31 protein-coding genes and 1 pseudogene are annotated in these 26,471 nt (G+C 64.4%); 11 read left to right on the forward strand and 21 right to left on the reverse strand.

Annotation, left to right across the window (positions count from 1 at the left end; all coding sequences use genetic code 11):
- Window positions 1–106: 106 nt before the first annotated feature.
- Entirely contained in the window at window positions 107–1,309 is a 1,203-nt protein-coding gene (locus AB7531_RS02095) for a YbfB/YjiJ family MFS transporter (RefSeq protein WP_063980375.1), read from the reverse strand.
- Between the two features lie 131 nt (window positions 1,310–1,440).
- Here AB7531_RS02095 and leuB point away from each other — a divergent pair, with 131 nt between their 5' ends.
- The 3 genes and pseudogenes from leuB to AB7531_RS02110 all read left to right on the forward strand — a co-directional run.
- Window positions 1,441–2,553, forward strand: coding sequence for a 3-isopropylmalate dehydrogenase (gene leuB, locus AB7531_RS02100; RefSeq protein ID WP_231143761.1), 1,113 nt, complete (start codon window positions 1,441–1,443; stop codon window positions 2,551–2,553).
- Between the two features lie 141 nt (window positions 2,554–2,694).
- On the forward strand, window positions 2,695–3,102 hold the full coding sequence (locus AB7531_RS02105) for a hypothetical protein (protein ID WP_371496990.1): 408 nt from the start codon (window positions 2,695–2,697) through the stop codon (window positions 3,100–3,102).
- A pseudogene (locus AB7531_RS02110) lies at window positions 3,027–3,245 on the forward strand (CatB-related O-acetyltransferase); the annotation flags it as partial. The gene AB7531_RS02105 and the pseudogene AB7531_RS02110, both read left to right, overlap by 76 nt.
- Window positions 3,246–3,402: 157 nt before the next feature.
- On the opposite strand, the gene AB7531_RS02115 reads toward AB7531_RS02110, so the two are convergent.
- Both AB7531_RS02115 and AB7531_RS02120 read right to left on the reverse strand, forming a co-directional pair.
- Window positions 3,403–3,789, reverse strand: a complete 387-nt coding sequence (locus AB7531_RS02115) for a hypothetical protein (RefSeq protein WP_028158592.1) — start codon at window positions 3,787–3,789, stop codon at window positions 3,403–3,405.
- Window positions 3,790–3,946: 157 nt separating this feature from the next.
- A complete protein-coding gene (locus AB7531_RS02120; protein WP_063980377.1) occupies window positions 3,947–4,735 on the reverse strand; it encodes a hypothetical protein in 789 nt (262 codons plus the stop codon).
- A gap of 116 nt (window positions 4,736–4,851) precedes the next feature.
- Between AB7531_RS02120 and AB7531_RS02125 the strand changes: the two genes are divergently transcribed.
- A complete protein-coding gene (locus AB7531_RS02125) occupies window positions 4,852–5,886 on the forward strand; it encodes an aspartate-semialdehyde dehydrogenase (protein ID WP_063980378.1) in 1,035 nt (344 codons plus the stop codon).
- A gap of 112 nt (window positions 5,887–5,998) precedes the next feature.
- On the opposite strand, the gene AB7531_RS02130 is transcribed toward AB7531_RS02125, so the two are convergent.
- Window positions 5,999–6,643: a carbonic anhydrase gene (locus AB7531_RS02130; protein WP_063980379.1), complete on the reverse strand. Its 645-nt coding sequence runs from the start codon at window positions 6,641–6,643 to the stop codon at window positions 5,999–6,001.
- A gap of 169 nt (window positions 6,644–6,812) precedes the next feature.
- Between AB7531_RS02130 and AB7531_RS02135 the strand changes: the two genes are divergently transcribed.
- Window positions 6,813–7,694, forward strand: coding sequence for an HpcH/HpaI aldolase/citrate lyase family protein (locus AB7531_RS02135; RefSeq protein WP_071908673.1), 882 nt, complete (start codon window positions 6,813–6,815; stop codon window positions 7,692–7,694).
- Window positions 7,695–7,810: 116 nt separating this feature from the next.
- Here the strand turns inward: AB7531_RS02135 and AB7531_RS02140 are convergent, their stop codons facing one another.
- Complete coding sequence (locus AB7531_RS02140; RefSeq protein WP_063980381.1) at window positions 7,811–8,611, reverse strand: Crp/Fnr family transcriptional regulator; 801 nt, start codon at window positions 8,609–8,611, stop codon at window positions 7,811–7,813.
- Between the two features lie 424 nt (window positions 8,612–9,035).
- On the opposite strand from AB7531_RS02140, the gene AB7531_RS02145 reads away from it, so the two are divergent.
- Window positions 9,036–10,727, forward strand: coding sequence for a caspase family protein (locus AB7531_RS02145; RefSeq protein ID WP_187387861.1), 1,692 nt, complete (start codon window positions 9,036–9,038; stop codon window positions 10,725–10,727).
- A 21-nt stretch (window positions 10,728–10,748) separates the two neighbouring features.
- On the opposite strand, the gene AB7531_RS02150 is transcribed toward AB7531_RS02145, so the two are convergent.
- From AB7531_RS02150 to AB7531_RS02165, 4 genes are all read right to left on the reverse strand, one after another.
- Window positions 10,749–11,168, reverse strand: a complete 420-nt coding sequence (locus AB7531_RS02150; protein WP_063980383.1) for a hypothetical protein — start codon at window positions 11,166–11,168, stop codon at window positions 10,749–10,751.
- A gap of 246 nt (window positions 11,169–11,414) precedes the next feature.
- The gene (locus AB7531_RS02155) at window positions 11,415–12,200 is read right to left on the reverse strand and encodes a hypothetical protein (RefSeq protein WP_063980384.1); all 786 of its coding nucleotides are present in this window, start codon (window positions 12,198–12,200) and stop codon (window positions 11,415–11,417) included.
- Window positions 12,201–12,280: 80 nt separating this feature from the next.
- Window positions 12,281–12,886 (reverse strand): 3-isopropylmalate dehydratase small subunit, encoded by a 606-nt coding sequence (gene leuD / locus AB7531_RS02160; RefSeq protein ID WP_014490662.1) that lies wholly within the window; start codon window positions 12,884–12,886, stop codon window positions 12,281–12,283.
- A gap of 105 nt (window positions 12,887–12,991) precedes the next feature.
- Window positions 12,992–13,561 carry a pyridoxamine 5'-phosphate oxidase family protein gene (locus tag AB7531_RS02165; protein WP_063980385.1) on the reverse strand — a complete coding sequence of 190 codons (570 nt, stop codon included), beginning with the start codon at window positions 13,559–13,561 and terminating at the stop codon, window positions 12,992–12,994.
- Window positions 13,562–13,660: 99 nt separating this feature from the next.
- On the opposite strand from AB7531_RS02165, the gene AB7531_RS02170 reads away from it, so the two are divergent.
- The gene (locus tag AB7531_RS02170) at window positions 13,661–14,464 is read left to right on the forward strand and encodes a helix-turn-helix transcriptional regulator (RefSeq protein ID WP_063980386.1); all 804 of its coding nucleotides are present in this window, start codon (window positions 13,661–13,663) and stop codon (window positions 14,462–14,464) included.
- 4 nt (window positions 14,465–14,468) lie between these two features.
- Here the strand turns inward: AB7531_RS02170 and AB7531_RS02175 are convergent, their stop codons facing one another.
- On the reverse strand, window positions 14,469–14,867 hold the full coding sequence (locus AB7531_RS02175; protein ID WP_063980387.1) for a metallopeptidase family protein: 399 nt from the start codon (window positions 14,865–14,867) through the stop codon (window positions 14,469–14,471).
- Window positions 14,868–15,033: 166 nt separating this feature from the next.
- On the opposite strand from AB7531_RS02175, the gene AB7531_RS02180 reads away from it, so the two are divergent.
- Window positions 15,034–15,315 carry a hypothetical protein gene (locus AB7531_RS02180; RefSeq protein WP_063980388.1) on the forward strand — a complete coding sequence of 94 codons (282 nt, stop codon included), beginning with the start codon at window positions 15,034–15,036 and terminating at the stop codon, window positions 15,313–15,315.
- A gap of 49 nt (window positions 15,316–15,364) precedes the next feature.
- Entirely contained in the window at window positions 15,365–15,625 is a 261-nt protein-coding gene (locus tag AB7531_RS02185) for a hypothetical protein (protein ID WP_084794921.1), read from the forward strand.
- Window positions 15,626–15,634: 9 nt separating this feature from the next.
- On the opposite strand, the gene AB7531_RS02190 is transcribed toward AB7531_RS02185, so the two are convergent.
- Window positions 15,635–15,934, reverse strand: coding sequence for a DUF1330 domain-containing protein (locus AB7531_RS02190; RefSeq protein ID WP_063985986.1), 300 nt, complete (start codon window positions 15,932–15,934; stop codon window positions 15,635–15,637).
- Between the two features lie 163 nt (window positions 15,935–16,097).
- Here AB7531_RS02190 and AB7531_RS02195 point away from each other — a divergent pair, with 163 nt between their 5' ends.
- Window positions 16,098–16,658, forward strand: a complete 561-nt coding sequence (locus AB7531_RS02195) for a hypothetical protein (protein WP_063985987.1) — start codon at window positions 16,098–16,100, stop codon at window positions 16,656–16,658.
- A 51-nt stretch (window positions 16,659–16,709) separates the two neighbouring features.
- Here the strand turns inward: AB7531_RS02195 and AB7531_RS02200 are convergent, their stop codons facing one another.
- The 9 genes from AB7531_RS02200 to ffh all read right to left on the reverse strand — a co-directional run bounded on the left by AB7531_RS02200 (window position 16,710) and on the right by ffh (window position 24,076).
- Complete coding sequence (locus tag AB7531_RS02200; protein WP_063980389.1) at window positions 16,710–16,919, reverse strand: hypothetical protein; 210 nt, start codon at window positions 16,917–16,919, stop codon at window positions 16,710–16,712.
- A gap of 94 nt (window positions 16,920–17,013) precedes the next feature.
- Window positions 17,014–18,420: a 3-isopropylmalate dehydratase large subunit gene (gene leuC / locus AB7531_RS02205; protein WP_063985988.1), complete on the reverse strand. Its 1,407-nt coding sequence runs from the start codon at window positions 18,418–18,420 to the stop codon at window positions 17,014–17,016.
- Between the two features lie 322 nt (window positions 18,421–18,742).
- Window positions 18,743–19,123: a 50S ribosomal protein L19 gene (rplS, locus tag AB7531_RS02210; RefSeq protein WP_063980390.1), complete on the reverse strand. Its 381-nt coding sequence runs from the start codon at window positions 19,121–19,123 to the stop codon at window positions 18,743–18,745.
- Between the two features lie 108 nt (window positions 19,124–19,231).
- Complete coding sequence (gene trmD / locus AB7531_RS02215) at window positions 19,232–19,987, reverse strand: tRNA (guanosine(37)-N1)-methyltransferase TrmD (protein ID WP_063980391.1); 756 nt, start codon at window positions 19,985–19,987, stop codon at window positions 19,232–19,234.
- A gap of 55 nt (window positions 19,988–20,042) precedes the next feature.
- Window positions 20,043–20,708 carry a TapB family protein gene (locus AB7531_RS02220; protein WP_187387862.1) on the reverse strand — a complete coding sequence of 222 codons (666 nt, stop codon included), beginning with the start codon at window positions 20,706–20,708 and terminating at the stop codon, window positions 20,043–20,045.
- Window positions 20,709–20,761: 53 nt separating this feature from the next.
- A complete protein-coding gene (locus tag AB7531_RS02225; RefSeq protein ID WP_187387863.1) occupies window positions 20,762–21,442 on the reverse strand; it encodes a TapB family protein in 681 nt (226 codons plus the stop codon).
- 119 nt (window positions 21,443–21,561) lie between these two features.
- A complete protein-coding gene (rimM, locus tag AB7531_RS02230; RefSeq protein ID WP_063980394.1) occupies window positions 21,562–22,104 on the reverse strand; it encodes a ribosome maturation factor RimM in 543 nt (180 codons plus the stop codon).
- A 9-nt stretch (window positions 22,105–22,113) separates the two neighbouring features.
- The gene (rpsP, locus tag AB7531_RS02235; protein WP_063980395.1) at window positions 22,114–22,446 is read right to left on the reverse strand and encodes a 30S ribosomal protein S16; all 333 of its coding nucleotides are present in this window, start codon (window positions 22,444–22,446) and stop codon (window positions 22,114–22,116) included.
- An 85-nt stretch (window positions 22,447–22,531) separates the two neighbouring features.
- Complete coding sequence (gene ffh, locus AB7531_RS02240) at window positions 22,532–24,076, reverse strand: signal recognition particle protein (RefSeq protein ID WP_063980396.1); 1,545 nt, start codon at window positions 24,074–24,076, stop codon at window positions 22,532–22,534.
- Window positions 24,077–24,524: 448 nt separating this feature from the next.
- Here ffh and AB7531_RS02245 point away from each other — a divergent pair, with 448 nt between their 5' ends.
- On the forward strand, window positions 24,525–25,589 hold the full coding sequence (locus AB7531_RS02245) for an MBL fold metallo-hydrolase (RefSeq protein ID WP_063980397.1): 1,065 nt from the start codon (window positions 24,525–24,527) through the stop codon (window positions 25,587–25,589).
- Between the two features lie 158 nt (window positions 25,590–25,747).
- Here the strand turns inward: AB7531_RS02245 and AB7531_RS02250 are convergent, their stop codons facing one another.
- A complete protein-coding gene (locus AB7531_RS02250) occupies window positions 25,748–26,467 on the reverse strand; it encodes an SIMPL domain-containing protein (RefSeq protein WP_063980398.1) in 720 nt (239 codons plus the stop codon).
- Between the last annotated feature and the right edge of the window lie 4 nt (window positions 26,468–26,471).

The raw sequence follows: 26,471 nt of genomic DNA on the forward strand, positions 1-26,471 counted from the left end.
GGTGGATTAGCCCTGCGGCTGCGCGAAGCGCGGTCGCACGGCGTAATCCACCTCTTTCGTTTCCGCAGTGGCAGAAGTGGTGGGTTACGCCTTCGGCTAACCCACCCTACGGCACCGATTGCTTGGCCGGCCCCACCTTGCGTTGACACAACGCGGCCACCGCCCCCAACGCCAGCAGCGCCGCCGACACATTCAGCGCGTAACTCAAGCTGCCCAGTGCATCGGTGATCGCACCGACCACGATCGGGCCGAGCGTCTGGCCGACGCCGAACGAGATCGTCATGGCCGCGATCGCGGTCGGCCACATCTCGGGCGGATAGTTGAAGCGCACGAAGGCCGTGGTCGAGCCGACCACGGCGAAGAAGGCAACGCCGAACACGACCGCCGAGACCGCGAGCCACGCCGGCGAATGCCCCAGCATAGGCAACGCCGCGCCGAGCGCGTTGGTGCCGAGGATGATGGCGGTGGCAAGTCCGCCGCGGTCGAGCGCCAGCACGCCGCGCCAGACCCAGGGTGTGACGAAGGCGCTGAGGCCGATCAGGCTCCAGAACGCGGCCTGCGCCGCGGCCCCGCCGCCGCCGTCGCGCACATAGGCGATCATGAAGGTCATGTAGGCGATGTAGCCGGCGCCAAACAGGAAGTAGCCGGCGAGATAGATCAGCACGGGCAGAATCGCGAAGGTGGCGTGGCTGCCTTCCGAGAAACGCACCCCGCTCTCGATGCGGATCAGGAACAGCGGCACGGTCATCACGACGGACAGCAGCGTCAGCGCCCACCACACCAGCCACCACGAGCCCGGCCCGAAATATTGCAGCGTGAACGGGGCGATCAGCCCCGAGGCGAGAATCCCGATGCCGGGCCCGGCGTAGAACAGGCTCAGCAGGAAATTGGCCCGTTCCGGGCGCGACTGCGCGATAGCAGCGGCCAGCGCGCCGCCGGCGACGAAGCCGGCCGCGGCCCCTAAGCCCAGCACGAGACGTGCGAGGCTCAGCGCAACGAAATTGCCGGTCAGTGCGCAGGTGGCGAGCGCGGCGACGCAGGCGAGGGTTCCGCCGCGGATCGCCGCCGACCAGCCGACGCGCTGGATCAGCCGGGACGCGACAAGCGCGCCCACGAGGTAGCCGACGGCATTGATGGTGTTCATGAAACCGGCGGCCGAGTAGGACCAGCCGAGGTCCTCCCGCATATCGGGCAGCACCAGCGCATAGGCAAAGCGGCCGATGCCGAGCCCGACCGTCGCCGCCAGCGACAGGGTCAGGATCAGCCGCGCGGGGTGTGCGTCGGGCGGGGGACGATCAGGGGCGCGCAAGGGATACTCCGGCGTGCGCAGTGTGGCAGGCCCTGCGGGTCTTGCACAGCCGCGAGGCGGCAATGGTGTCTTGCCAAGCGCGCAACGCCGCTCTAGCACTCCGGCCGAATTCGATCTCAGAGGAAACGACCATGGCGACCCACAAATTGCTGCTGCTCCCCGGCGACGGTATCGGCCCCGAGGTGATGGGCGAGGTGAAGCGGCTGATCGACTGGCTCAATTCGGCAGGGATCGCCAAATTCGAGACCGATACCGGCCTGGTCGGCGGCTCCGCCTATGACGCCCACAAGGTGTCGATCTCCGAGGGCGACATGGCCAAGGCGCTGGCCGCCGACGCCATCATCTTCGGCGCGGTCGGCGGCCCGAAGTGGGATGCCGTTCCTTACGAGGTGCGCCCCGAAGCCGGCCTGCTCCGCCTGCGCAAGGATCTCGCCCTGTTCGCCAACCTCCGTCCCGCCGTCTGTTATCCGGCGCTGGCCGATGCCTCCAGTCTGAAGCGTGAGGCGGTCGAGGGTCTCGACATCGTCATCGTGCGCGAGCTCACCGGCGGCGTCTATTTCGGCGAGCCCAAGACCATCACCGATCTCGGCAACGGCCAGAAGCGTGCCGTCGATACCCAGGTCTACGACACCTATGAGATCGAGCGCATCGGCCGCGTCGCCTTCGAGCTTGCGAGGAAGCGCAAGAACAAGGTGACGTCGATGGAGAAGCGCAACGTCATGAAGTCGGGCGTGCTCTGGAATGAGGTCATGACGGCGGTCCACAAGCGCGAATATCCCGACGTCACGCTCGAGCACCAGCTCGCCGATTCCGGCGGCATGATGCTGGTGAAGGCGCCGAAGCAGTTCGACGTCATCGTCACCGACAACCTGTTCGGCGACATGCTGTCCGACATCGCGGCGATGCTGACCGGTTCGCTCGGCATGCTGCCCTCGGCCTCGCTCGGCGAGGTTGATGTGAAGAGCAAGAAGCGCAAGGCGCTGTACGAGCCCGTGCACGGTTCGGCGCCTGACATCGCAGGCCAAGGCCTCGCGAATCCCATCGCGATGATCTCGTCCTTCGGCATGGCGTTGCGCTATTCCTTCGACATGGGCGATCTCGCCGACAAGGTCGATGCCGCGATCGCCGCGGTGCTGGCGAGTGGCCTGCGCACCGCCGACATCAAGTCGGAAGGCACCACGGCCGCCTCGACCACGCAGATGGGCGAAGCGATCCTGAAGGAATTGCAGAAGCTGCACGCGTAGCCACAAACACTGCAATCGTAGGGTGGGCTAAGCGATAGCGCGCCCACCATTTCGATCGCGATTGCCGCGAGATGGTGGGCACGGCGCTTCGCGCCTTTGCCCACCCTACGGCTCTGCCGACGACCTCAGGGAAGCCACCTCATGGATGCCTCGCCCCGCCCCAAGATCGCGGAAACCATCATCCATGAAACGGTCCGCCAGCGCGAAGCCCAGATCGGGCGGCGCTGCGAAATCCTCGCCAACACCCGCATCGAATATGCCGCGCTCGGCGACTACTCCTATCTCGGCGAGAACTGCGAGGTCGCCGACGCGGTGATCGGAAAATTCACCGCCATCGCTAACTCGGTGCGGATCGGCGCGCCCAATCATCCGATGGGCCGTCCCAGCATCGCTTCACCTATTGCCCTGAATATTACGACGCGACTGCGAGTCGTGACCGCGACTTCTTCGCGGATCGCCGCAGTGACCGCGTCATCGTCGGCAATGATGTCTGGATCGGGCACGCCGCCATCCTGCTACCGGGCGTCACGGTCGGCGACGGCGCGGTGATTGCCGCGGGCGCGGTCGTCAGCCGCGATGTCGAGCCCTACACGATCGTCGGTGGCGTTCCCGCGCGCCCCATCCGCAAGCGATTTGACGATTCGGTCGCCGAAAGCCTGCGCCGCATAGCCTGGTGGGATTGGCCGGACGAACTGATCTTCGAGCGCCTGGGCGATTTCCGCTCCGAGGCGATTGAAGAATTTTGCAGGCGCTACGACCCGGCAGCCAACGCCTGAAGCGGACGCATCTCTCACAAACAAAAATGGCCGGGCGCGAGCCCGGCCATTTTGATTCGGTCGATCATTCCGCTCAGTACAGCGGGAAATTCCGCGGATAGCCGCCGACGTCGGCCGGCGTGCTCAGCGGCTGGCGATCGATCGGGCGGTTGTTGTTCTCGCGGGCGAAGGTCGGATAGCCGATCGCCGGCGGGAAAGCGTAGTCGGAGAACTTGCGGTCGCCCGGATTGACCTCGGTGCCGCCGTCGAGCCAGGAGCGCTTGCTCACATAGAGGCGGGTGCGACCCTGCTGATAGACCGCGTTGGGGCCGCTCGGACCGTAATAGGGCCGGCTGTTGTCGTAACGTTGTTTCTTGGTGTCTGCCGAGGCGGGTGTCGCGAGGGCTGAGGACATGGCAACCACGGCGCCGGCCGCAAGCCACATCGCCAGTTTGTTCGCGGCGGAGAAATTCGAGCTCATCACGTCCCCTTCAGGCGGCAAGCCGCCAATCGATTTCATCCCCATACTAGCCCGGCAAGGGTGGCCGCAACTAGGTCTATTGGGTCACACCAGCTCGGAATAATCGTGCGCGCTGGCAAAAGTTGCATCAATACCAGCCACTTGAGCTTGATGCCGGTTAGAGCGCGCCGCGCAATTGCGCGTTCGCCGCGCCCAGCAGCCAGTCCGACGAACCCTGGGGAGCGCAGGAGCGGCGCTTCAGCTCCGCATGGGCGAACAATTCCGCCAGCTTCGGCTCGTTGCCCGAGGTCAGGAGCGTCAGCCGGTTCAGCGTGCAGGCGATCGCCGCGCGCCGGGCGGGCAGGGTGTCGCCCTGGCAGGAGAAGCCGGAGATCTGGAGCGCCGGCTCTTCGCTGCGCTTGAGGTAGCCGAGGCACGCCCGCGCGGCCTCCGCCGTGCCGGTGGGCCGGAACAGGGCGACGGGACCGAATTTCGTGTCGATCAGGCCGGCCTGCTCGAGCGGCGTTGCGTCACCCAGGCCCATTTGGACCGCCAGGTCCGCTGTCGCCGGGCGGGTCACGTCGAATTCGCCGCCTTCGCGGTAGATCTCGAGCTCCGCCACGGGCTTGTCCGCCTCGCCGGTCCAGCGCATCACGTCCCGGCGACCGCCTTCGGGATGCCTGAGAATGACGTAAGAGGCTGTTTTTTCTGATGAATCGAGCCGACTGAGGGCGAAGGCCGGTTGCGAGCGGTCGGCCACGCTCCACCCCAGCTTCTCGGCGGGCTCATCGTCACGCAGGCTGGGCAGCTGGTCGAGCGCGGCGAGGGCGAGGATGGCAAACAGGACCAGCGCCCCCACATAGGCGAACAGGCGCGCCAGCGTGCCGACGATTTCGTCGGCGAGGGCTGCGAGCGCCAGATGGATCTGGGTAGGGGTTGCGGCCGTGCTGGCCTCTGGCGACTGCATCCACGGCCTTCAGGCATGGTCCAACGTTGTCTTGAGGCCGGTTCTCGCATAGAAGCGCTGCTCTTCCTGTTTAAGCGTCAGCTTCAGGAACGGGCTTTTTCATCGGAGAGTGAACGATGGGTTACAAAGTCGCAGTCGTCGGCGCGACCGGCAATGTCGGACGGGAAATGCTCAACATCCTCGATGAGCGCAAATTCCCCGCGGACGAGGTCGTGGCCCTGGCATCACGCCGCAGCGTCGGCGTCGAGGTCTCCTATGGCGACCGCACCCTGAAGGTCAAAGCGCTCGAGCACTACGACTTCTCCGATGTCGATATCTGCCTGATGTCGGCGGGCGGCTCGGTGTCGAAGGAATGGTCGCCGAAGATCGGCGCCGCCGGCACGGTCGTGATCGACAACTCGTCCGCCTGGCGCATGGATCCGGACGTGCCGCTGATCGTGCCGGAAGTGAACGCGGACGCGACGGCCGGCTTCAAGAAGAAGAACATCATCGCCAACCCGAACTGCTCGACCGCGCAGCTCGTGGTCGCGCTGAAGCCGCTGCACGACAAGGCGACGATCAAGCGCGTCGTGGTCTCGACCTATCAATCGGTCTCGGGCGCCGGCAAGGATGCGATGGACGAATTGTTCTCGCAGACCAAGGCCGTCTACACCAACAGCGAGCTGATCGCGAAGAAATTCCCCAAGCGCATCGCCTTCAACGTCATCCCCCAGATCGACGTCTTCATGGAGGACGGCTACACCAAGGAAGAGTGGAAGATGATGGCGGAGACCAAGAAGATCCTTGATCCCAAGATCAAGCTCTCCGCGACCTGCGTGCGCGTGCCGGTGTTCGTCGGCCACTCCGAGGCCGTCAACATCGAGTTCGAGAATCCGATCACGGCGGACGAGGCACGCGACATCCTCCGCAAGGCGCCGGGCTGCCTCGTCATCGACAAGCAGGAGCCCGGTGGCTACGCCACGCCGTATGAAGCCGCCGGCGAGGACGCCACCTATATCAGCCGCATCCGCGAGGACGCGACGGTGGAGAACGGCCTCGTGCTGTGGTGCGTGTCCGACAATCTTCGCAAGGGCGCGGCGCTCAACGCCATCCAGATCGCGGAAGTCCTGATCAACCGCAAGCTGATCAGCGCGAAGAAGAAGGCGGCGTAACGCACGCTACCGTAGGGTGGGCAAAGGCGCGAAGCGCCGTGCCCACCATCTCTCCCCGATTGCGATAGAAGTGGTGGGCACGGCGCGTTGCGCCTTTGCCCACCCTACGAATTCAAGCCGCGTTGCGCACGCTCTTGAATTCCTTCGCGACCTTGTCCAGCACGAACAGCGACCCCTCTGCCACGCCGAAATAGGCGCCATGGGTCTGCATCTGGCCTGAGTCCACCGCCTTCTGCACGAACGGAAACGTCATCAGGTTTTCCAGGCTGCGGAACACCGCGGCCTTCTCGATGCGCTCGACGAACTGTGCCATGGTTTCGTGGTCGCGCTGCTCGACCACTTCGCCCGGCTTGATGAACATCTGCATCCATTTGCCGATGAAGTCGCCCGGCGTGAGCGGCTCGATCTTGTCGACGAAGGCGCGGATGCCGCCGCATTGCGCGTGCCCGAGCACGACGATGTGCTTCACCTTCAGCACCGTCACGGCATATTCCAGCGCCGCGGAGACGCCGTGCGCATTGCCGTCGGGCTGATACACCGGCACCAGGTTGGCGATGTTGCGGACGACGAACAGTTCACCCGGGCCGACGTCGAAGATCACCTCGGGCGAGACGCGGCTGTCGCAGCAGCCGATCACCATCACTTCCGGGAACTGCCCCTTCACCGACAGCTCGCGATAGCGGCTCTGCTCGGTCGGCAGCCGCTGGGTGGCGAAGGCCTTGTAGCCTTCCAGCAAATGCTTCGGGAATGTGATCATGGCCTATGCCTAACCATAGACCAGAGGGGCGAACAAGCCTTTCGAATAGGCAGGCCAGATGCTATCGGCTTGGCTTGTTGTTTGAGCATGATCCTTTCGGAAAACCGCCGCACACTTTTCCGGGATCATGCTTCAGAATAGACCTGAGGAAACTGGAAGGAATGCTCGCATGACCCGCCCGCGCCGCAGCCATCTGTTCATGCCCGGCTCCAACCCCCGCGCGCTGGAAAAGGCGCGAAATCTCGCCGCTGACGGCTTGATCCTCGATCTGGAAGATTCCGTCGCCCCCGACCTCAAGGGGGTGGCGCGTGACGGCATCGCCGCTGCGATCGCGGACAAGGGGTTCGGCAAGCGCGAGATTTTGATCCGGACCAACGGCCTCGACACGCCCTGGTGGGCCGATGACGTCGCGATGGCCGCCAAGGCCTCGCCTGACGGCATTCTGGTTCCAAAAGTTTCAAGCATCGAGGATCTCCAGGCGATCGGCGCTCGCCTTGCCGAGCTCGGCGCCGCGCCGACGGTGAAAGTCTGGGCGATGATCGAGACCGCGCGCGCCGTGCTTCATGCCGAGGAGCTGGCCGCCGCGGGCCGCGATCCCAAGACGCGCCTCTCCGGTTTCGTGTTCGGCCCGAACGACATATCGCGCGAGACGCGCATCAAGATGCTGCCGGGCCGCGCGGCGATGATCCCGATGATCACCCATTGCATTCTGGCGACGCGCGCCCATGGCCTCGAGATCCTTGACGGCCCCTACAGCGACATCGCGAATTCAGACGGTTTTGCCACCGAATGCGCACAGGGCCGCGACCTCGGCTTCGACGGCAAGACGCTGATCCATCCGTCGCAGATCGAGGCCTGCAACGCGATCTTCACGCCGCCCGAAGAGGAAGTCGCGCGCGCGCGAAAGATCATCGCGGCGTTCGAGCTGCCTGAGAACGTCTCGCGCGGCGCGATCCGGCTCGATGGCGCAATGGTGGAGCGCCTGCACGCCGACATGGCGCGGCGCACGATCGAGATCGCGGACGCGATCGCAGCGATGAGCAAGGGCTGAGGCGTCAACTCGAAGAAGCGATATCCGCTTTTCCCCGCCAGACGGACATCTTCTCGACGTCAAGAGGACTGCCGCTTGTGACCCATGCGGTCATCGCGGCGGTCAGTCCCAATCGCCTATTTTCCCGCCCGCGAAGCGGCTCTGGATTCGTCACCCGCGACGATGGCGCTTTCGCGGGACGGCGCATCGACAGGCTGCGGCGCCGCCAATTCCTGGCAATACATCTGATCGATCTTGCGCTGCATGAGCGCATAGCAATCGCATGCGACCTTCTCGAGCCGCGCCCGATGGATCTCGACAAACCCGCGCCGGTCGGACGGGACGGCGCCGGCATCGCGTAGCTTGCTCATCGTCAGGGTCACTGTCGTCCGTCGCACCCCAAGCAATTGCGCAAGCGCCTCGTGCGTCACCGGAAGCCGGTCATCGGGAACGCGGTCGTGCAGCTGCAGGAGCCACCGCGCCATGCGGCCATCGACCCGGTGCAGCGCGTTGCAGGCGGCGACGTGCTGGAGCTGCAACAACACCGCGCGGGCGTGGACTTGCACGACGTTCCTGATGGCGGCGCTTTGCGCAAAGGCCGCGCGAAACTTGGCGGCGGAAATCAGCGATGCTGTGCCGGCGATCCGAGCAATCGCGGTCACGGATGACAGCGACGGGCCGAGCACGGAGAACGAGGCCAAAGCGCCTTCCCGTCCCATCAAGGTGGTTGCGACCGTTTGCCCGTCCGGCATATCGATCATGAAGGCGATGGCGCCGCTATGGGGAAAATAAACCGGGTCGAGCTCATCGCCCGACCGCACCAGGATGGCATCGGGTTCGAACGAGACCTTCTGGAAGTAGGGCGTGAGCAAACCGAGATCCGCCGGCGGCAACGCCGCCAATAGTCGATTCCCGATGCCCGTGCGGTGGACGGTCACGGCGCTTTCCGGTGAACGAGCACCCAACGAACGACGGTAACCATCTATTTCGTTTGCCATGATTGTCCGGAATTCGAATTGCCGAAGGGCAACCATCCAAACAGAGCCATTCGTCGAGATCAAGCACGGACAATTGCGGAGACCTTGCCGGCATCCTCGCCGCGCAAACAGGGCCTTGCATACATCATACTATTGACGCCCTTTGCTACTGGGCGAGGTGCCACACGTGGTGATCGACCAGTGATTGTTGCGGCGGCGCGTGAGTTTGCCCTGGCCCGGGCGCTTCCGCGCCGATGCCGAGCTGCACCGGCATCGTCAGCTGCTTGTCGTCGGCTCGTCCCGACGACGGCCGTTTCGCCGAAGTCCACGATCTCGGCTTTTCCCGTTGCGGTGGTGAACAGGGGTGCTACCCTCGAAGCCATTGGTGGGTTCGGGCAATCTATTGATGCGTTTTTTTGGGGCAGCTGTCTTTCTCGTCATGTCGCTTTTGTCCGCTCAGCCCGCCCTTGCGCAGGCGCGGGTTGCGCTTGTCATCGGCAATGGCGCCTACGAGAAGGTGCCCGAGTTGCCGAACCCGACTCGCGACGCGGCCGACATCGGCCGCGCGCTGGAGCGGCTGGATTTCAAGGTCACTCAAGTCAAGAACGCCACCGCGCAAGAGATGAGGAAGGCCGTCGTTGAGTTCGGCCGATCCGCCGAAATGTCCGACATCGCCGTCGTGTTCTACGCCGGGCACGGCATGGAAGTCGGCGGCGAGAATTGGCTGATCCCGATCAGCGCCGAGCTGCGCAGCGATACCGACGCCGAAAGCGAGGCGATCAGCCTGCGTTCGGTGAGCCTTCAGGTTTCGAAGGCACGGAAGTTGGGCCTCGTGATACTTGACGCGTGCCGCAACAACCCTTTTGCTGCGAAGATGAAGCGCTCGTTGAGCACCCGGGCCGTGGCTCGCGGGCTCGCGCCGACGGAGCCGTCCGACAATGTCCTGATCGCGTATGCCGCCCGGGACGGCACCACGGCAAGCGACGGCGAAGGCCGGAATAGCCCCTTCACGACGTCGCTGCTTCGCCACATCGAAACGCCCGGCCTGGAGATATCGTTTCTGTTTCGCCGGGTTCGTGACGACGTGATGGCGGCAACCAGGCGCGAACAGCAGCCTTTCGTGTATGGCTCGTTGTCGAAGGAAGAGATTTACCTCAAGGCCCCCGCCGTCGCCGCTCAGGCGCCAGCTGCATCAACTCCGGCGCCCGCAGCTCCCGCGGAAGACGAGAAGTTCTGGCAGGCTGTCCGGACGTCGACGGTGGCAGCTCTCTTTGAGGAATTTCTCGCCAGATACCCCCGCAGCGACCACGCCGTCGAAGCCCGCCAACGAATCAAGGATCTCAAGGCCAGCGAAGTTGCGGCGCTATCATCTCCGGCTGCTGCCCCGAAATCGGATGCGGGCGGGCGCCAGGAGCCTGATGCCAAGCGCGTCGTGCGAAATCCATTTACGCCCGACGACAACAAAAAAATCTCTGTCATCGCGGCAGCTCAGCACCTCGAATTGCCGAGCTTCGCCATCTCGTCCGATCAGAACGATCCACTCAACGCCAATTCCAGGTTTGTCGGCGTGTGGTCCAACAAGCGCGGGTGGACCAATGGCAAGGGACGCTACGCCATGCTGATCATCACGGAGGTCTCCGCGACGGGCTTGGCCAAAGGATACTACCTCTGGGGGCCGCCCACGAAACAATCATGGGCGAAGGATGTGGCGGGATACAAATCGTTCGCCGAGTTCATTTCGAACGATAAATTCTCCATCAATGGAACGCCTGTCACGGTCAAGCTGGACAAGAACGTCCTTGCCCTGACTTCCATCAATAAGGAGAATCCGTCGGAGACCGCGACTATCGAGCTTCGTCCAGTCTGGCAGCTTGTGCCGGTGCCCGAGGATGCCGAACCTCCGACCAAACGCGATAAGACGTCGCGAGCTCATGCAGTCAAGAAAGAGAGCGCGGCCGAACCTGGCCCTCCGGGTCATGCCGGCGGAGCGAGTATGGAAGAGCGCTATCGAGCATGCAGAAAGCTCGTGAAGGGATTTGCCCAGCGCGACGCTTGCGCGCGAAACGGCACGATCTGATCTTTCGATCCAGACGACGCGTCAGCGCGGGGCGACGTCGGCCCGATCGAGCGACTCCAGCGTCGACGCATTGGCACAATAGCCGTGGTAGTTCTCCGCGGCGGTGCCATCGGCGAGATCGCGGTCGCATTGTCCCTTGTGATTGCAGAGCGAGCAGACGCGCTCCATGTCGCGGAGCAGCAGCGGCTGCGCACGACCGAGCCTGTCTGCGCTGATGCCGAGCTGCTCGAGCATCTTCAGCAGCTCGTCGGCAGCGTGCTTGCCGTGACGGACCAGCTCCTCCAGATCGTCAGGCGCGATCCTGAGATCTTGCGCGATCCGGTCGAAATCGGCGCGATCGAGCTGCCGCATCTCGTTCATCTCGCGGCGATGCTTCAGCCAGTTCGCGAAGGATTCGATGAGATCCTGTACGATGGGATAAGGCCTACTTGCGGTGCTCATGCGAGGCTCCGTTCGGGTCGTGGAATTGGAGCCAGACTAGGCACAATGGTGCAGGAGCGCGTTGCGCTGGATCAAATTGAGAATGGGTCAAGAAGGCAGGTCGCGTGTCCCGGACGCGGTGCGGCGCGAAGTGCCGCTCCGCAGAGCCGGGACCCATCTTGCCACATGCTGGGCCCCGGCTCAGCAGCGCATCACTGACGTGCTGCGCTGCGTCGGGGCACGAGCGTGCCGCGCAGCGGAGAGAGCTCAGCTAAACCGCTCCGTCGCCCATGCATACAGGCTGCCCGGGATCGGCTTTTCGCCGCCACGGCCCTTGGGCGAGATGTGCAGGCCGATGATTTCGGGGTTAGTGACGAGGCCGAGATAGCTCGAGGGATCGAAGAACAGTTTTGGCTCGGCATGCACGGCGTAGAACGATTGCTTCGGCAGTGCGTTTTGTAATTCACCGGTGCGGCGCGCGAGCGCAGTGAGCGCCGCCGGTCCGAAGATCGCGACGCGAATATCCGAGAGACGGTTCGAGCCCCCGCGCAGGCGACGCATCATGAAGGTGATGCGATGGCGCACTGACAGCCAGTTCGGCGTCAGCTCCTCCTGCTCCATCAGCTCCTCGAAGGCGGCAACGATGCCGTGCTTCGCCGGCAGATAGATCACGGAATTGCCGAGCTGGCGCGGCCGCTCCCAGGCGAAGTAGGGCTTTGCTGGATCGATCTCGACGGGTTTCAGCAGCAGCACGTCGGCATCGAGCCAGAGGCCGAGGTTCTTCGCCATCAGCTTCATGCGGAAGAAGTCGCTGAACTGCAGCGTGGTCCAGTCGCGCCAGCTTCCGTCCGGCTGCGGCGGTCGCAATCGTTCGGAGAACGCGTGCGGCAGGATCGCCTCGGCATCCGCATTCCCGATGCCCGCGGGCAGGCCGGGAATGGTGTCGAAACTGTAGACCGTGACCTTGTGGCCGGCCGCGAGCTGCGAGCGCAGACAGGTCTGGCGCAGTGCGTCCATCGGGCCGTGCCAGAAGGTGACGATGTCGGGCAGCATGCGCGTCAATCTAGGGGTTAATCAGGGCAAAGAAAAAGCCCCGGCGCTCGTCGCACCGGGGCTCGAACTGGAGCTCGATCTCAGGCCCAGGCGCGTTCGCGCTTGAGCTTTTCCTCGTAGGTGTCGATCGAGGCCTTCTTCTCCATCGTCAGGCCGATGTCGTCGAGGCCGTTGATCAGGCAGTGCTTGCGGAACGGGTCGATCTCGAACTTGACCTTGCCGCCGTCGGGGCCGCGGATCTCCTGGTTCGGCAGGTCGATCGTCAGCGTCGCATTGGCGCCGCGCTCGGCGTCGTCGAACAGCTTGTCGAGATCTTCCTGCGAGACGCGGATCGGCAGAATGCCGTTCTTGAAGCAGTTGTTGTAGAAGATGTCGCCGAACGAGGTCGAGATCACGCAGCGGATGCCGAAGTCGAGCAGCGCCCAGGGCGCGTGCTCGCGGCTCGAGCCGCAGCCGAAATTGTCGCCGGCGACCAGCACCTTCGAATTGCGATAGGCAGGCTGGTTGAGCACGAAATCCGGATTCTCGCTGCCATCGTCCTTGTAGCGCTGCTCGGAGAAGAGCCCCTTGCCAAGGCCGGTGCGCTTGATGGTCTTGAGGTACTGCTTCGGAATGATCATGTCGGTGTCGACATTGATGATCTTCAGCGGCGCCGCGACGCCTTCCAGCGTGGTGAACTTGTCCATTTCAGGCTTCCCGGTTTGAAGTCAGGGGAGGGCTATTTAGCCCGGTTGGCACACAAATCCTAGGCCGGATTCGGCAGGCCTAGGGGCGTAAATCGAGGTTCGTCTTCAGCCTGGCGGAGCCATGCTGTCAGGGGCAAAGCCGGTCGGCAGGCCGTCGATGCTCTTCATGTTCTTCAGACCCCAGTATTTTCGCAAATTGTTGACACCCTGCGCCGTCCAGTAGCGCACGAGGCTGCCGCGTTCTTGTCTGTAGTCGAACAGCGGCACGCCCATACCGCATGACGTCTGCACGAGGTCGACCGAGAGGCGCACGATTTGGCGGGCGCCTGCCATGTCCTCGAAGTCAGGAACGAGATCGGAATATTCCGGCGTGCCGCGCATGAGCGATCGAGCCTGGCCATAGAGCCGCAGGATCATCGGGGCGCCGTCGAAGGCGCAAAACATGATGGTCAGCCGCTTGTCGTCGGAGGCGGTCAGATGCGCACGGGTCTCGCTGCCGCTGCCGGTGCAATCGAGGTAGGCGACGTCGCTCTCTCCCAGCACCCGGAATGCCGACAGGCCCTTGGGAGACACGTTGATGCGTCCCTTCGGCGGGGCGCTCGCGACGAAGAAGATCTTCTGCCGTTCGATGAAAGCCCTGTGCTCAGGTTCGATCCTTGCGAATTGCCTGCCCATACCCGTTCGTCCTTTCCGCAGCGACGCCGCAGCGGCAAAGAGTTAGCATGCCGATTATACCCGTTTAAGAATGTTATTTATGCTGGTATAAAAACCACCATGAAGGGACCAGACCCGATCGCTCCAGCTCTCTCGCTCAGCGCGTTCCTGCGCGCGCTCCGGGAGCGCCAGTCTCCGGCAGAATTCGGCCTCGCCGCCGGAGCACGGCGGCGCACGCCCGGCCTCCGGCGCGAGGAGGTCGCTCAGCTCTGCGGATTGAGCGTCACCTGGTACACGTGGATCGAGCAGGGTCGCGATGTCTCCGTCTCGGCTTCGACACTTGCGCGCCTCGCACGCGGATTGCGCCTGTCACGAGCGGAGCGCAGCTATCTGTTCGAAGTTGGGGGCAAGCGCGATCCCGAGCGTCCCGGCCACAGGGATGATCCGCCTGAGGAGGTGCTGGCCTGCGTCGATGCGATCGAAGGGCCGGCCTACATTCTCGATCGCACATGGGGTGCGCGTCGTTGGAATGCGAAAGCGTCCCGGTTGTTTGCCGGATGGCTCGATGCTGACGGCGAAAAAAATCTTCTGCGCTACATCTTCCTCAGGCCCGAGGCGCGAACACTGATCCTCGACTGGACCTCACGCGCGCAACGCGTCGTCGCAGAATTCCGCGCCGCTGTTACAGCCTATTCCGACGATCCGGACATTCGCCGGCTCGTCGAGGAACTGAGAGTTGGAAGCCCCGATTTCGAACGCTGCTGGGAGACGCAGGGGGTTCTGGCACGCGAAGGCGGCGAGCGTGCGTTCGATCATCCGACCATGGGACTGCTGCACTATCAGCAGGTGTCGCTGTCTCTCGCGGGCTGGTCCGACTATCGACTGACGATGCTTCTCGCTGCGCCAACCATACGCAACCGATGACGTCCTACTCCGCCTGAGCCTCAATCGCCGCCATATCGTCGTCCGAGAGGCCGAAATGGTGGCCGATCTCGTGGATCAGGACGTGGCGGACGATGTGGCCGAGCCTCTCGTCGTGCTCGGCCCAGTAATCCAGGATCGGCCGGCGGTAGAGCCAGACCATGTTGGGCAGCCGCGCCACATCGCCCAGGCTCTGCTGGGGCAGGCCGACGCCCTGGAACAGGCCGAGCAGGTCGAACTCGCTATCGCATTCCATCTCGTCCATCACTTCCTCGGTCGGGAAGTCGTCGACACGGAGGATCACGCCCTCACAGAGGCCGCGAAATTCCGCCGGCAGGCGCTCGAAGATGTCGTGCGCCGTCGCTTCCATCTCAGCCAGCGAGGGTGCTTTCAATTCCGTCCACATGGGCTTTTCTTAGCGCGGGTTCCGTGGCGATGCATCCGGCTTTATAGAGGGCTACGAAGAGTTGACGCCGCGCACGAAAACGGGGAGCGTACGGCGCCTCAAGGGGATAGCTCAGGTGGGTGGTGGTGCGATGCGGGCGGGAACAGCAATACTGGTTCTACTTTGCATGGGGTTGTTTTCGCAATTTTGCGTCGGTGCGGAAGCTCAGACGGCCGGCGCCGGTGTCAGGCTGGCCCAGGCGGCCTCGCCAGACGACGTTCCGCCGCCGCGCAGGCGCCCGCCCGCCCGGCTGCGCGTCACGCCCTACTACGCTCCGGACGGCGTCTATCCGCGCTACTATCCGGGTCCCGATGCGGTGCGCGAGTGCAACGCCACCTATGTGCAGGAATATCGGCCGAGCGGCACGGTGATCGTGCCGCATATGAGCTGCTACTGGCGGCGGGGCTGACGCGCCTCAACGGCCGCGTGATGCCCGCATCTTGAGGGCGGAGTTCGTCATGACGAGATGGATTGCATTGGCCGTTGTCGCCGGGCTCGCAGCGGGTTTGCCTCGCGCTTCAACCGCGCAGAGTGTGACGAAGTCGGATGCCTCGGCCGGGACAGCGATTTTCGATGCGAGACGGCACGCAAGACACCATGACGTTGCGCGGCGCTCAGCGCCCCATGATCCGCATTATTACGCGCGGCCCATCTACTATCGTCCCTATCCCTACGGCGTGCCGGCACCCTTCGTGTTCGGCTACGGGCCGTGGTGGTGACGCGCCGCGTTAGCCCGCCGGCGCAAATCCCCTGACCAGCAGCACGGTTGCCTGCGCGCCCGCCTTGCGATCGCGCGAGATGTCTTCGTAGTCCGGCGAATTCGAGAAGGCGAGGAACGCGGCCTCGTCGGGAAACGACATCATGACGAGCTTGTCGAACGGCCACGGGCCCTCGAGCACGCGCGGCTGCTCGTCGGCGGCGAGCAGCCGTCCATTGTACTTTCTGAACACGTCGAAGAACCGCGCCTGATAGCGGTCATAGGCCGCGCGGTCCGTCATCTTCAATTGCGCGATCGCGTAGACGGTCATCTTTCGAATTCCTTTTGTCGTGGCACGGCGCCTCGGCAGGTTGTTCATTCACGAGGGGTTCACGTCGCTGTCCCTAATTTAATCTTGGGAGCGACTGCAATTGAACAGCGATGCGAGCGACGGCTGCGCCGCAATGCTGCCGTTCAGATTCAGGGAGAATTCCATGCTGCGGATCTTGGATGCTCGGACAAGCCCGATACGCTTGCTCGGGCTCGCGGCCGTTGCCACGCTGATGCTGTCGGCCGGAACTGCACAACGTGCCGAAGCGATGACTCCGATCAATCCGACGCCATTGCCGGCGGCGAAGGCTGCAAGCGACGACATGATCACGCAGGTTCGCCACGGTGGCGGCGGTGGTGGACATGGTGGCGGCTTCCATGGTGGTGGCGGTTTTCGTGGCGGTGGTTTCCACGGCGGCGGAGGACATATCGGCGGTTTCCGCGGCGGTGGCTTTCGTGGCGGCCATATCGGCGGCTTCCGCGCCGCACCCGCCTTTCACGGTAGCGGCTATCGCTACGGCGGATTTCGCCACTATGGCGGTTTTCATCGCTACGGGGTCTATCGCCCGCATTACGGCTATCGCCACTTCCACCGGCGCTATTATTACGGCGGCTACTATCCCTACTACAACTATCCGCGCCGCTGCCGGGTGATCTGGACCTATTACGGTCCGCGCCGCGTCTGCCGGTGGCATCGCTGGCACTATCCGTACCGCTATTGGTAATCGCGATCGAAATGAAAAGGGCGCCGCGACGGCGCCCTTTGTTCGTGTGGCCTAGAGCCAATCCTTCAGCTTCCACGACGCCGGCTTCCACCGTGTCAGGTTCTCGAGCTTCCACTGCTTGATCATCGCCGGCGGCCAGCGGCTGAGCTTCGAGGTCTCCTCGACCTCGGGCTTGGCGACGATGGGCAAGGGCGTTGCGCGCCGCCGGTGCTGGCGCGTCGCCTCGCCGATCAGATCGACATATTCAGGCTTGTTGGCCATGAGCTGTGTCCTCGCGAAACCGTCGCGAGGACGCAGTGTCGGCGATGCCGATTAACGGCCGTTTGCCGCTTTAGCTCAAATTGCAGGGAGCGGCTTACCGCCACTCCCTGACGTCGACGAAGTGACCCGCGATCGCAGCCGCCGCAGCCATCGCCGGCGACACCAGATGCGTGCGGCCCTTGAAGCCCTGGCGTCCCTCGAAGTTGCGGTTCGAGGTCGAGGCGCAGCGCTCTTCCGGGGCCAGCTTGTCCGGGTTCATCGCGAGGCACATCGAGCAACCGGGCTCGCGCCATTCGAAGCCGGCCTTGATGAAGATCTTGTCCAGACCCTCAGCCTCGGCCTGCTCCTTCACGAGGCCCGAGCCCGGCACGACCATGGCGTTGACATGCGCTGAAACGGTCTTGCCTTCGGCAATCTTCGCCGCCGCGCGCAGATCTTCGATCCGGCCGTTGGTGCAGGAGCCGATGAAGATGCGGTCGAGCTTGATGTCGGTGATCTTCGTGCCCGCCGTCAGGCCCATGTATTTCAGCGCGCGGTGCTTGGAGAGACGCTTGGCCTCGTCCGCGATCTGATCCGGATCGGGCACGATGCCGGTCACCGAGATGACGTCCTCAGGCGAGGTGCCCCAGGTCACGATCGGCGGCAGCTTGGCAGCGTCGAGGCGCAGCTCGTGGTCGAAATGCGCGCCGTCGTCGGAGCGCAGCTTCTCCCAGTAGCGCATCGCCGCGTCCCAGTCCGCGCCCTTCGGCGCCTTCGGGCGGCCGCGCAGGAAGTCGAACGCCTTCTGGTCGGGCGCAACCAGGCCGGCGCGGGCGCCGCCTTCGATCGACATGTTGCAGACCGTCATGCGGCCTTCCATCGACAACGCGCGGATCGCATCGCCGGCGTATTCCAGCACGTAGCCGGTGCCGCCGGCAGTGCCGATCTCGCCGATGATGGCGAGGATGATGTCCTTGCCCGTCACGCCTTCAGGCAATTTGCCGTCGACGGTCACGCGCATGTTCTTCGCCTTCTTCTGGATCAGCGTCTGCGTCGCCAGCACGTGCTCGACCTCGGAGGTGCCGATGCCGTGTGCGAGCGCGCCGAACGCGCCATGCGTCGAGGTGTGGCTGTCACCGCAGACGATGGTGGTGCCGGGCAGGGTAAAGCCCTGCTCGGGGCCGATGACGTGGACGACGCCCTGGCGCTTGTCGAACTCGTCGTAATATTCGATGCCGAATTGCTTGGCGTTCTCGGCCAGCGCCTTGATCTGCTCGATGCTCTCCGGATCGGGATTCGGCTTGGTGCGATCGGTGGTCGGCACGTTGTGGTCGACGACGGCGAGCGTCTTTTCCGGCGAGTGCACCTTGCGGCCGGTGGCGCGCAGACCCTCGAACGCCTGCGGCGAGGTCACTTCGTGCACCAGATGGCGGTCGATATAGAGCAGGCAGGTGCCGTCGTCGGCTTCGTGCACCAGATGGTCGTTCCAGATCTTGTCGTACAATGTGGTCGGCTTGGACATGAGCTTCAGCTCCAGGAATGTTGTGGTGCGGATATGCGCGGTCACGCGCGGGCAACAAAATCGTCAGCGCAGCTTTTAGGCTGCGCGCGTAAGCTCTGACGTTGCCGAGGTCGCGAAGCGTCCGAAGAACCGGCCAGGCAGCCGCGAGCGATCGTCGATGACGATGCGCGTGACGGGGGCGAGGCTGGTCTGATCTGGAAACATTCCAAGAATATATAGCAGGCCGATTTGGAAGCGCGAGTGCTTTGACGCGCACGGCTGACGCAACAAAAAAGCGCGGGGTTTTGCCCCGCGCTCTCTAGAACTCGTCTGTAAACGGAGCTTACTCGTTGACGGCCTTGGCGTGCTCAGTCTTCTCGACGATGCGGGCCGACTTGCCGCGAAGGTTGCGGAGGTAATAGAGCTTGGCACGACGCACCTTGCCGCGGCGCACCACCTTGATCGAGTCGATCATCGGGGAGAGTAGCGGGAACACGCGCTCGACACCCTCGCCATAGGAGATCTTGCGGACGGTGAAGCTCTCGTTGAGGCCGCCGCCGGAACGGCCGATGCAGACGCCTTCATAGGCCTGCACGCGGGTGCGGTCGCCTTCGACGACCTTCACGTTGACGATCACGGTGTCACCGGGACCGAATTCCGGAATCTCCTTGCTGGCGGAGAGCTTGTCGAATTGCTCTTTTTCGAGCTGTTGGATCAGGTTCATGGGTAAATCTCCATCGGCGCGCCCAGCCGCAGGACGGGGGCTGCGCGAAATTCGTTGATCCAGCTATTGCGGATGTGGCCGCTCCTATAAGGCAAGCCGGAGCGTTTGTCACCCGTCTGTCTTGTTTTTTGGCGTTTTTTGGCGTCTGGCTCGATTCGGGGCTTTGGCCGGGATTTTGGCCCACAAATCAGGCCGCCGGGCCGCCGTCAGGGCCTCGGATTGTGCCCGCCGCCAGGCTGCAACCTTGGCGTGGTCGCCGGAGGTCAGGGTCTCCGGGATCGGAGCCCCCTCGAACAGCTGCGGGCGGGTGTATTGGGGGTATTCGAGCAGGCCCTCCGAAAAGCTTTCCTCGGTTCCCGAGGCCTCCTTGCCCATCACGCCGGGCAGCAGCCGGACGCAGGCGTCGATCAGGGCCAGCGCGGCGATTTCGCCCCCGGACAGCACGTAGTCGCCGATCGAGACCTCCTCCAGGCCCCGTCCGTCGATCACCCGCTGGTCCACGCCCTCGAACCGTCCGCAAACGATCAGGGGACCCGGACCCTCGGCCAGCTCCACCACCCGGGCCTGGGTCAATGGCCGACCCCTCGGGCTCATCAGCAGTTTCGGCCGGTCCGCGCTGATCCCGGCGGCATCGATCGCCGCCGCCAGAACATCGGCCCGCAGCACCATGCCCGGTCCGCCGCCCGCGGGGGTGTCGTCGACGCTCCGATGCCGGTCGGTGGCTGAGGCCCGGATGTCCCGCGCCTCGAGCTCCCAGAGCCCGCCAGCCAGCGCCCGGCCGGCCAGGCTCACGCCGAGCGGCCCCGGAAACATCTCCGGAAACAGTGTCAGCACCGTCGCGCGCCAGGGTGAGGAGGTCGTCATGGCCGCTGGTTAGGGCATTGCGGCCGACAGGTCGAGGCCCGGCCGGCCGAGTTGGTTATTGCTTGCGGCCGTACTCGACGAGCTCGATGACGTTATTGGTCAGCAGATGGCCGTTGCCGCGCGCCACGTAGGTCCGTTTCGCCCAGTGGTCGATGGCCGGCGCGTACCAGGTCATGGCCGAGATCTCGTGCTTGCGGCTCGGATCGTTGGTTGGACGCCTCAGGAGCGTCGTTTCGATCTTGTACGTCTCGAACGTGCCGGCCTTGGTGGTGATGGTCTCCTGGCCGACGACCTTCGAATGGCCCGAGCGTTTCCAGATGAAGCCCTTGCTGCTGTTGACGTCATCGGCGGAGAAGCTCCAGCTATCGCCGATTTTCAGTGGCGCATGGATGCCGCTGCCGTCGCCGGGCTGATATTTCCACTCACCCGCGTTCTTCAGATTCCACGACCGATCGTAGATGTTCAGGCCCTCGGCCTCCTTGCCGTCGGTCGTGACCCGAACGCTGATCTCGGCAGGCGTGACCTCGGTGACGATGTTCCTGCGGACCGCGCTGACCTTGCCGCTGATTTCGTCCCGCACCTCGTAGGTCCAGAAGTCGCCTTGCAGGGGTGCCTCCATCGCGATGACCGGCTTTGCGGCGGCGGGCGGATCGCTCGCCGCCGATGCCAGGGTGGTGCCGGCAAGCAGACAAGCCATCATCGTGGCCGCGTAACGAGACATCTTCATGCTCCCCGGAAGGCTTCGGTCATCGACGGTCGCTTTCGCGCCGGCCGCTAGCGGCGGCCGTATTCGATCATTTCGAGCGCGCCCCGCTCGCGAACCCTGCCGTCCGCTCTGCTGACATAAGTGCGCTTCACCCAATGGTTGATCTCGGGCACGTACCAGGCCTGCTGCTCGGCCTGGGATTTCTTGGTGGGATCGTTGGCGTTTCGCATCTCGATCGAGGTTTCGATCTTGTAGGCCTCGAATGTGCCGGCGCGGGTGGTGATGGTCTCCCTGGCAGTGACCTTCGAGGTACCCGTGCGCTTCAGGTTGACACCCGCCGTGCTGTTCGAGTCGCTGGACTTGAACGTCCAGGTCTTGCCGATCGCGAGCGGCATGCGGATGCCCGTGCCGTCATTCGGCGTGAACCGCCATGCACCATTGTTGATGATGTCCCACGACCGGTCATAGGTCTGGTAGCCGAAACCGGGCTTGCCGAGGATCTCGAACCGGACGCTGATCTCGGTGGCCGACACGTCGGTGATGGTGTGCGTCATGGTCGATTTGAGGTCGCCCGTGATCTCGTCGCGCATCTCGTAGGTCCAGTGGTCACCGACCTGCGGCTCCTCCATCGGGGCGAGCGAGGTGGCTTGCTCGGCTGCAGCCGGCGGGGGGCTCGGTGGCGTCTGCGCACTGACAAGGCCCGCGGATGCGAGCAGGCCGATCGTTGCCATAAGACAGCGGCGCAGCATTTGGAGCTCCGGTGTTGGGGAGAGGCGCGGGAGGGCGATGCAACCAAAGCGTGAACGAGCCGGATGCCCGATGCAAGTGAAGATTTCGCGAGATTTGTTAGCGAGCCGTTACCGCACCGTCATGATGACGGAGCCTCGCTGTCATCATCACCCTCGATCTCCTGCGGCAGCGCGATCACGACGCGGCCGCCTGTGAGATCGACTTCCGGCACCACCGCGTTTGTGAACGGCAGCAGCATCGTCGTGCCCTTTGCAGATCCTTTGGGCGGAGCGATCTCGATGATGTCGCCGGCGCCGAAATTGTGGATCGCGAGCACGCGGCCGAGCGCGTCGCCGTCGGTGGTGACGGCGGCGAGCCCGATCAGGTCGGTGTGGTAATATTCGTCCTCGTCGGTCGCGGGCAGCTTTTCGCGCGCGACGTAGAGCTCGATGCCGTTGAGGCGCTCGGCCTCATCGCGGGTCGTGACGCCCTTGAACGTCGCGACCAGATGATCCTTGGCTTCGCGCGCCTGCGCGACCTCGAACTGGCGCTTGCCATCCTTGGACAGAAGCGGCCCGTAGCGCCTGACCGCAAAGGGATCTTCGGTGAAGGTCCACAGCTTGACCGCACCGCGCACACCATGCGCGGCGCCGATCCGCGCGACGCAGACCAGCGCCGACATGATCTGACCTTAACCCTTCGCGGCGGCTTCGGCCTGCGCCTTGCGCTCCTTGCGCGGCACGGCCTTCTCAGGGTTGTTGCGCGCTTCGCGCTTCTTGACGCCGGCGGCGTCGAGGAAACGCGCCACGCGGTCCGACGGCTGCGCACCCTTGGCGACCCAGGCCTTCACCTTGTCCATGTCGAGCTTGAGGCGGGCCTCGTTGTCCTTCGGCAGCAGCGGGTTGAAATAACCGAGACGCTCGATGAAGCGGCCATCGCGGGGAAAGCGCGAATCGGCGACGACGACGTGATAGACGGGGCGCTTCTTGGTGCCTGCGCGAGCGAGGCGGATAACGACGGACATCTGGTTCTCCTTCAAAGTACAGTTTGTTCGGTTGGTTGGTATTCCGCGTCGCGCGAGATGCTTAGGATCCCTCGCGACGAATTCCTCATTTCTTCTTGCCCGGAAATCCGCCGAGGCCCGGCAGCGTCGGCTTGCCGCTCAGCCCGGTCAGTCCGGGAACGTTGGGCAGGCCGGTGCGCAGACCAGCGGGCAAATCCTTCGGCAGGCTGGGCAGACCTTGTCCGCCGCCTTGCATCTTCTCCTGCAACGCCTTCATCTCTTCGGGCGAGGGCGGCTTCATGCCGCCGCCAAAGCCCATCGCCTGCGCAATGCCGGCGAGCGGGCCACGCTTGCCCGAGCCCATGGCCTTCATCACGTCGGCCATGTTCCGGTGCATCTTGAGCAGCTTGTTGACCTGCTCGACGCTCTGGCCGCTTCCTGCGGCGATGCGCTTCTTGCGGCTGGCCTTGAGCAGGTCGGGATGACGGCGCTCGTCGCGCGTCATGGAATCGATCACCGCGACCTGGCGCTTCAGGATCTTGTCGTCGATGCCGGCGGCCGCGATCTGGTTCTTCATCTTGGCGATGCCGGGCATCATGCCCATCAGCCCGCTGATGCCGCCCATGTTCGCCATCTGCAACAGCTGCTCGCGCATGTCGTTGAGGTCGAACTGACCCTTGCGCATGCGCTCGGCGGTGCGCGCGGCCTTTTCGGCGTCGATGTTGGCGGCGGCACGTTCGACCAGCGACACCACGTCGCCCATGCCGAGGATGCGGCCGGCGATACGATCGGGATGGAAATCTTCCAGCGCGTCGGTCTTTTCACCGGTGCCGATCAGCTTGATCGGCTTGCCGGTGACGGCGCGCATCGACAGCGCGGCGCCGCCGCGGCCGTCGCCGTCGACGCGTGTCAGCACGATGCCGGTGAGGCCGACGCGCTGATCGAAGGCGCGCGCGAGATTCACGGCGTCCTGGCCGGTGAGGCTGTCGGCGACCAGCAGCACTTCATGCGGATTGGCAGCGGCTTTGATCGCAGCCGCTTCCGCCATCATGTCTTCGTCGAGCGTGGTGCGGCCGGCGGTGTCGAGCAGCACGACGTCGTAGCCGCCGAGCTTGCCGGCTTCCAGCGCGCGCTTCGCAATCTGAGCCGGCTGCTGGCCGGCGACGATCGGCAGGGTCGGAATGTCGAGATCGCGGCCGAGCACGGCCAGCTGCTCCATCGCCGCCGGGCGATAGATGTCGAGCGAAGCCATCAGCACCTTGCGCTTGTCGCGCTGGACCATGCGGCGGGCGAGCTTTGCGGTGGTGGTCGTTTTACCGGAGCCTTGCAGACCGACCATCATGATCGGCACCGGCGGCACGGAATTGACGTCGATGGTCTGGCTTTCGGCACCGAGCGTGTTGATCAGCTCGTCATGGACGATCTTGACCACCATCTGGCCGGGCGTGACCGATTTGACGACGGTGGCGCCGATCGCCTGCTCGCGGACGCGCTCGGTGAAGCTGCGCACCACTTCGAGCGCGACGTCAGCCTCCAGCAGCGCGCGGCGCACCTCGCGCATCGCGGCGTCGACGTCCTTTTCGGTCAGCGCACCGCGCCCCGTCAGACGATCGAGAATGCCACCAAGCCGTTCCGACAGATTGTCGAACAATGCCGTTGTCCCTTGTCCTGCTCGCACAGGGTTGCCGCGTTCACCATCGTCATGCCCCGGCTTAACCGGGGCATCCAGTACGCCGCGGCACCTCGGTTCAGCCGAGCTGCCTCTGGGATACTGGATCGCCCGATCAAGTCGGGCGATGACCACTTCCAAAGCAAGCGATCTTCCAAACACCTTTGCGCCCGAGGGCGCACAGCGCTGTCGGGCGTTGGCCTCTGGCCTCCAGGGCCAGTAGGCGGGTCGAAAAGAAAGCCTTTCCGAGAAAGTGGCGGGGTTAAACGCCGCTCCCGCCCAAAAGTCAAGGAAAGTTAGGGTGCCGGGGTGCCTTTGCCAGGGCAAGGCCCTGAGAATACGGAACTTTTCGCGGCCGGTTCCTTTTGCCTGGGCTCCGCCCATATAGAAGACGATGACTTACCTCCGTTACCATCCCTGAAGCCCGCTTGTGCCGATCACCCGCCGCCGCCTCTTTGGATCGCTCGCCGGTGGCGCCGCGCTGGTTGGTGTTCCGCCCCTCTGGATGTCCCGCATGAAAACCTATGACGGCCCGGTCTCCGACCATTTTGACGGCCTGACCTTCTTCGATCCCGACGGGGCGCCGCCGAGATCGCTCGGCGAGGTGCTGCGGTGGCAATTAGGTGGCCGGGGGCAGCGCGCGGACTGGCCCGACTGGGTGCCCAACCCCCATGCCGACACGCCGCCGCAGCGCGTCGAGGGCGACAAGGTGCGGCTCTCCTTCGTCGGCCACGTCAGCTGGCTGGTCCAGGCCGGCGGCCTCAACATCCTCGTCGATCCCGTCTGGTCCTCGCGGGTCTCGCCCGTCAGCTTTGCCGGACCGAAGCGGCACAACGACCCCGGTATCGCGTTCGAGAAGCTGCCGAAGATCGACGTCGTGCTGGTCTCGCACGGTCATTACGATCATCTGGACATCGCGACGCTGTCGCGGCTTGCCAAGAACTTTGCGCCGCGCGTGGTGACGCCACTCGGCAACGACGTAACGATGCGCAGCGCCGACTCCTCCATCAAGGTGGAGGCCTTCGACTGGCACGATCGCGTCGAGCTCGGCGGCGGCATCGCCGTGACGCTGGTGCCGACCCGGCACTGGTCGGCGCGCGGCATGTTCGATCGCAACAAGGCACTGTGGGCGAGTTTCGTGCTGGAGACACCGGCGGGGAAAATCTACGTGGTCTGCGATTCCGGCTATGGCGACGGCGGGCACTTTCGCCGCGTCGCAGAGAAGCACGGGCCGCTGCGTCTGGCGATCCTCCCGATCGGCGCCTACGAACCGCGCTGGTTCATGCGCGACCAGCACATGAATCCGGAAGACGCCGTGAAAGCGCTGGCCGATTGCGGCGCGCAAGCCGCGCTCGGGCATCATCACGGCACGTTCCAGCTGACCGATGAAGCGATCGACGCGCCGGCCAAGGCGCTGGTCGAAGCGTTGGATGCCGCGAAGCTTCCGCAGGAACGGTTCGTGGCGATGCAGCCGGGACAGGTGGTGGAGATCTAAATCCATCCACGTACACAACTTGCCCCGGACGCAGCGCAGCGTCTCTTCGACGGTGCGCTGCAGAGCCGGGGCCCATGCAGCAGCACGTGCCGTTGGCTTTCTGGGTCCCGGCCCTGCGCAGCGGCGTTTCACGCTGCAGCGCGTCCGGGACAAGAGACTTATTTGCCTTCAGGGCGAATAATCGCCCAGCTGACATTCACCGTCACCGACAGCGTTTCCTCGCCCGGGGCGACTGCCGCGGGCGCCGCCATCGGCGCGGTCGCCATTCTTGCCTTGAACAGCGGCACCGGAGCGCCGCCCTCGGATACGCTGAGCGGCGAGCCGAGCGTGACGCCGGTGGCCTTGGCATAGATCTCGGCCTTGCGGCGGGCGTCCACAACCGCCTGTTCGCGGGCGTCGTCGAGCAGCTTTGAGGCCTGCGTCACCTCGAAGGAGATGTTGCCGATGTCGTTGGCGCCGGCGCCGACCAGCGTGTCGATGATGCCAGCGACCTTGGTCACGTCGCGGATCTTCACGGTAACGCGGTTAGAGGCGCGGAACCCGACCACGGGCGAAGCGCCGGTGGATTTGTTCTGGCCGTATTGCGGCTGCAAGGACAGGCGCGAGGTCTGATAGTCCTTCTCGGCGATGCCAGCGCCCTTCAGCGCCAGCAGTACCTTGCCCATCGCGGCGTTGTTGGCGTCGGAGGCTTCCTTCGCCGACTTGGCGTCGTTGGCGACGCCGGCGTCGATCTGCGCGAGATCGGGCGCCGCGGAGATCGTGGCTTCGCCGCTCACCGAGATCGCGGAGGGAAAATCGTCCGCGCGTGCGGGCGTCGCCAGCAGCGTGGCGGCGAAAGCGGCGGCAAGGGACGTAAAAAGGACGGCAGGCTTCTTCATCTCT

The sequence above is a fragment of the Bradyrhizobium sp. 63_E2_N1_3 genome (assembly GCF_052076005.1).
Lineage (GTDB): Bacteria > Pseudomonadota > Alphaproteobacteria > Rhizobiales > Xanthobacteraceae > Bradyrhizobium > Bradyrhizobium barranii.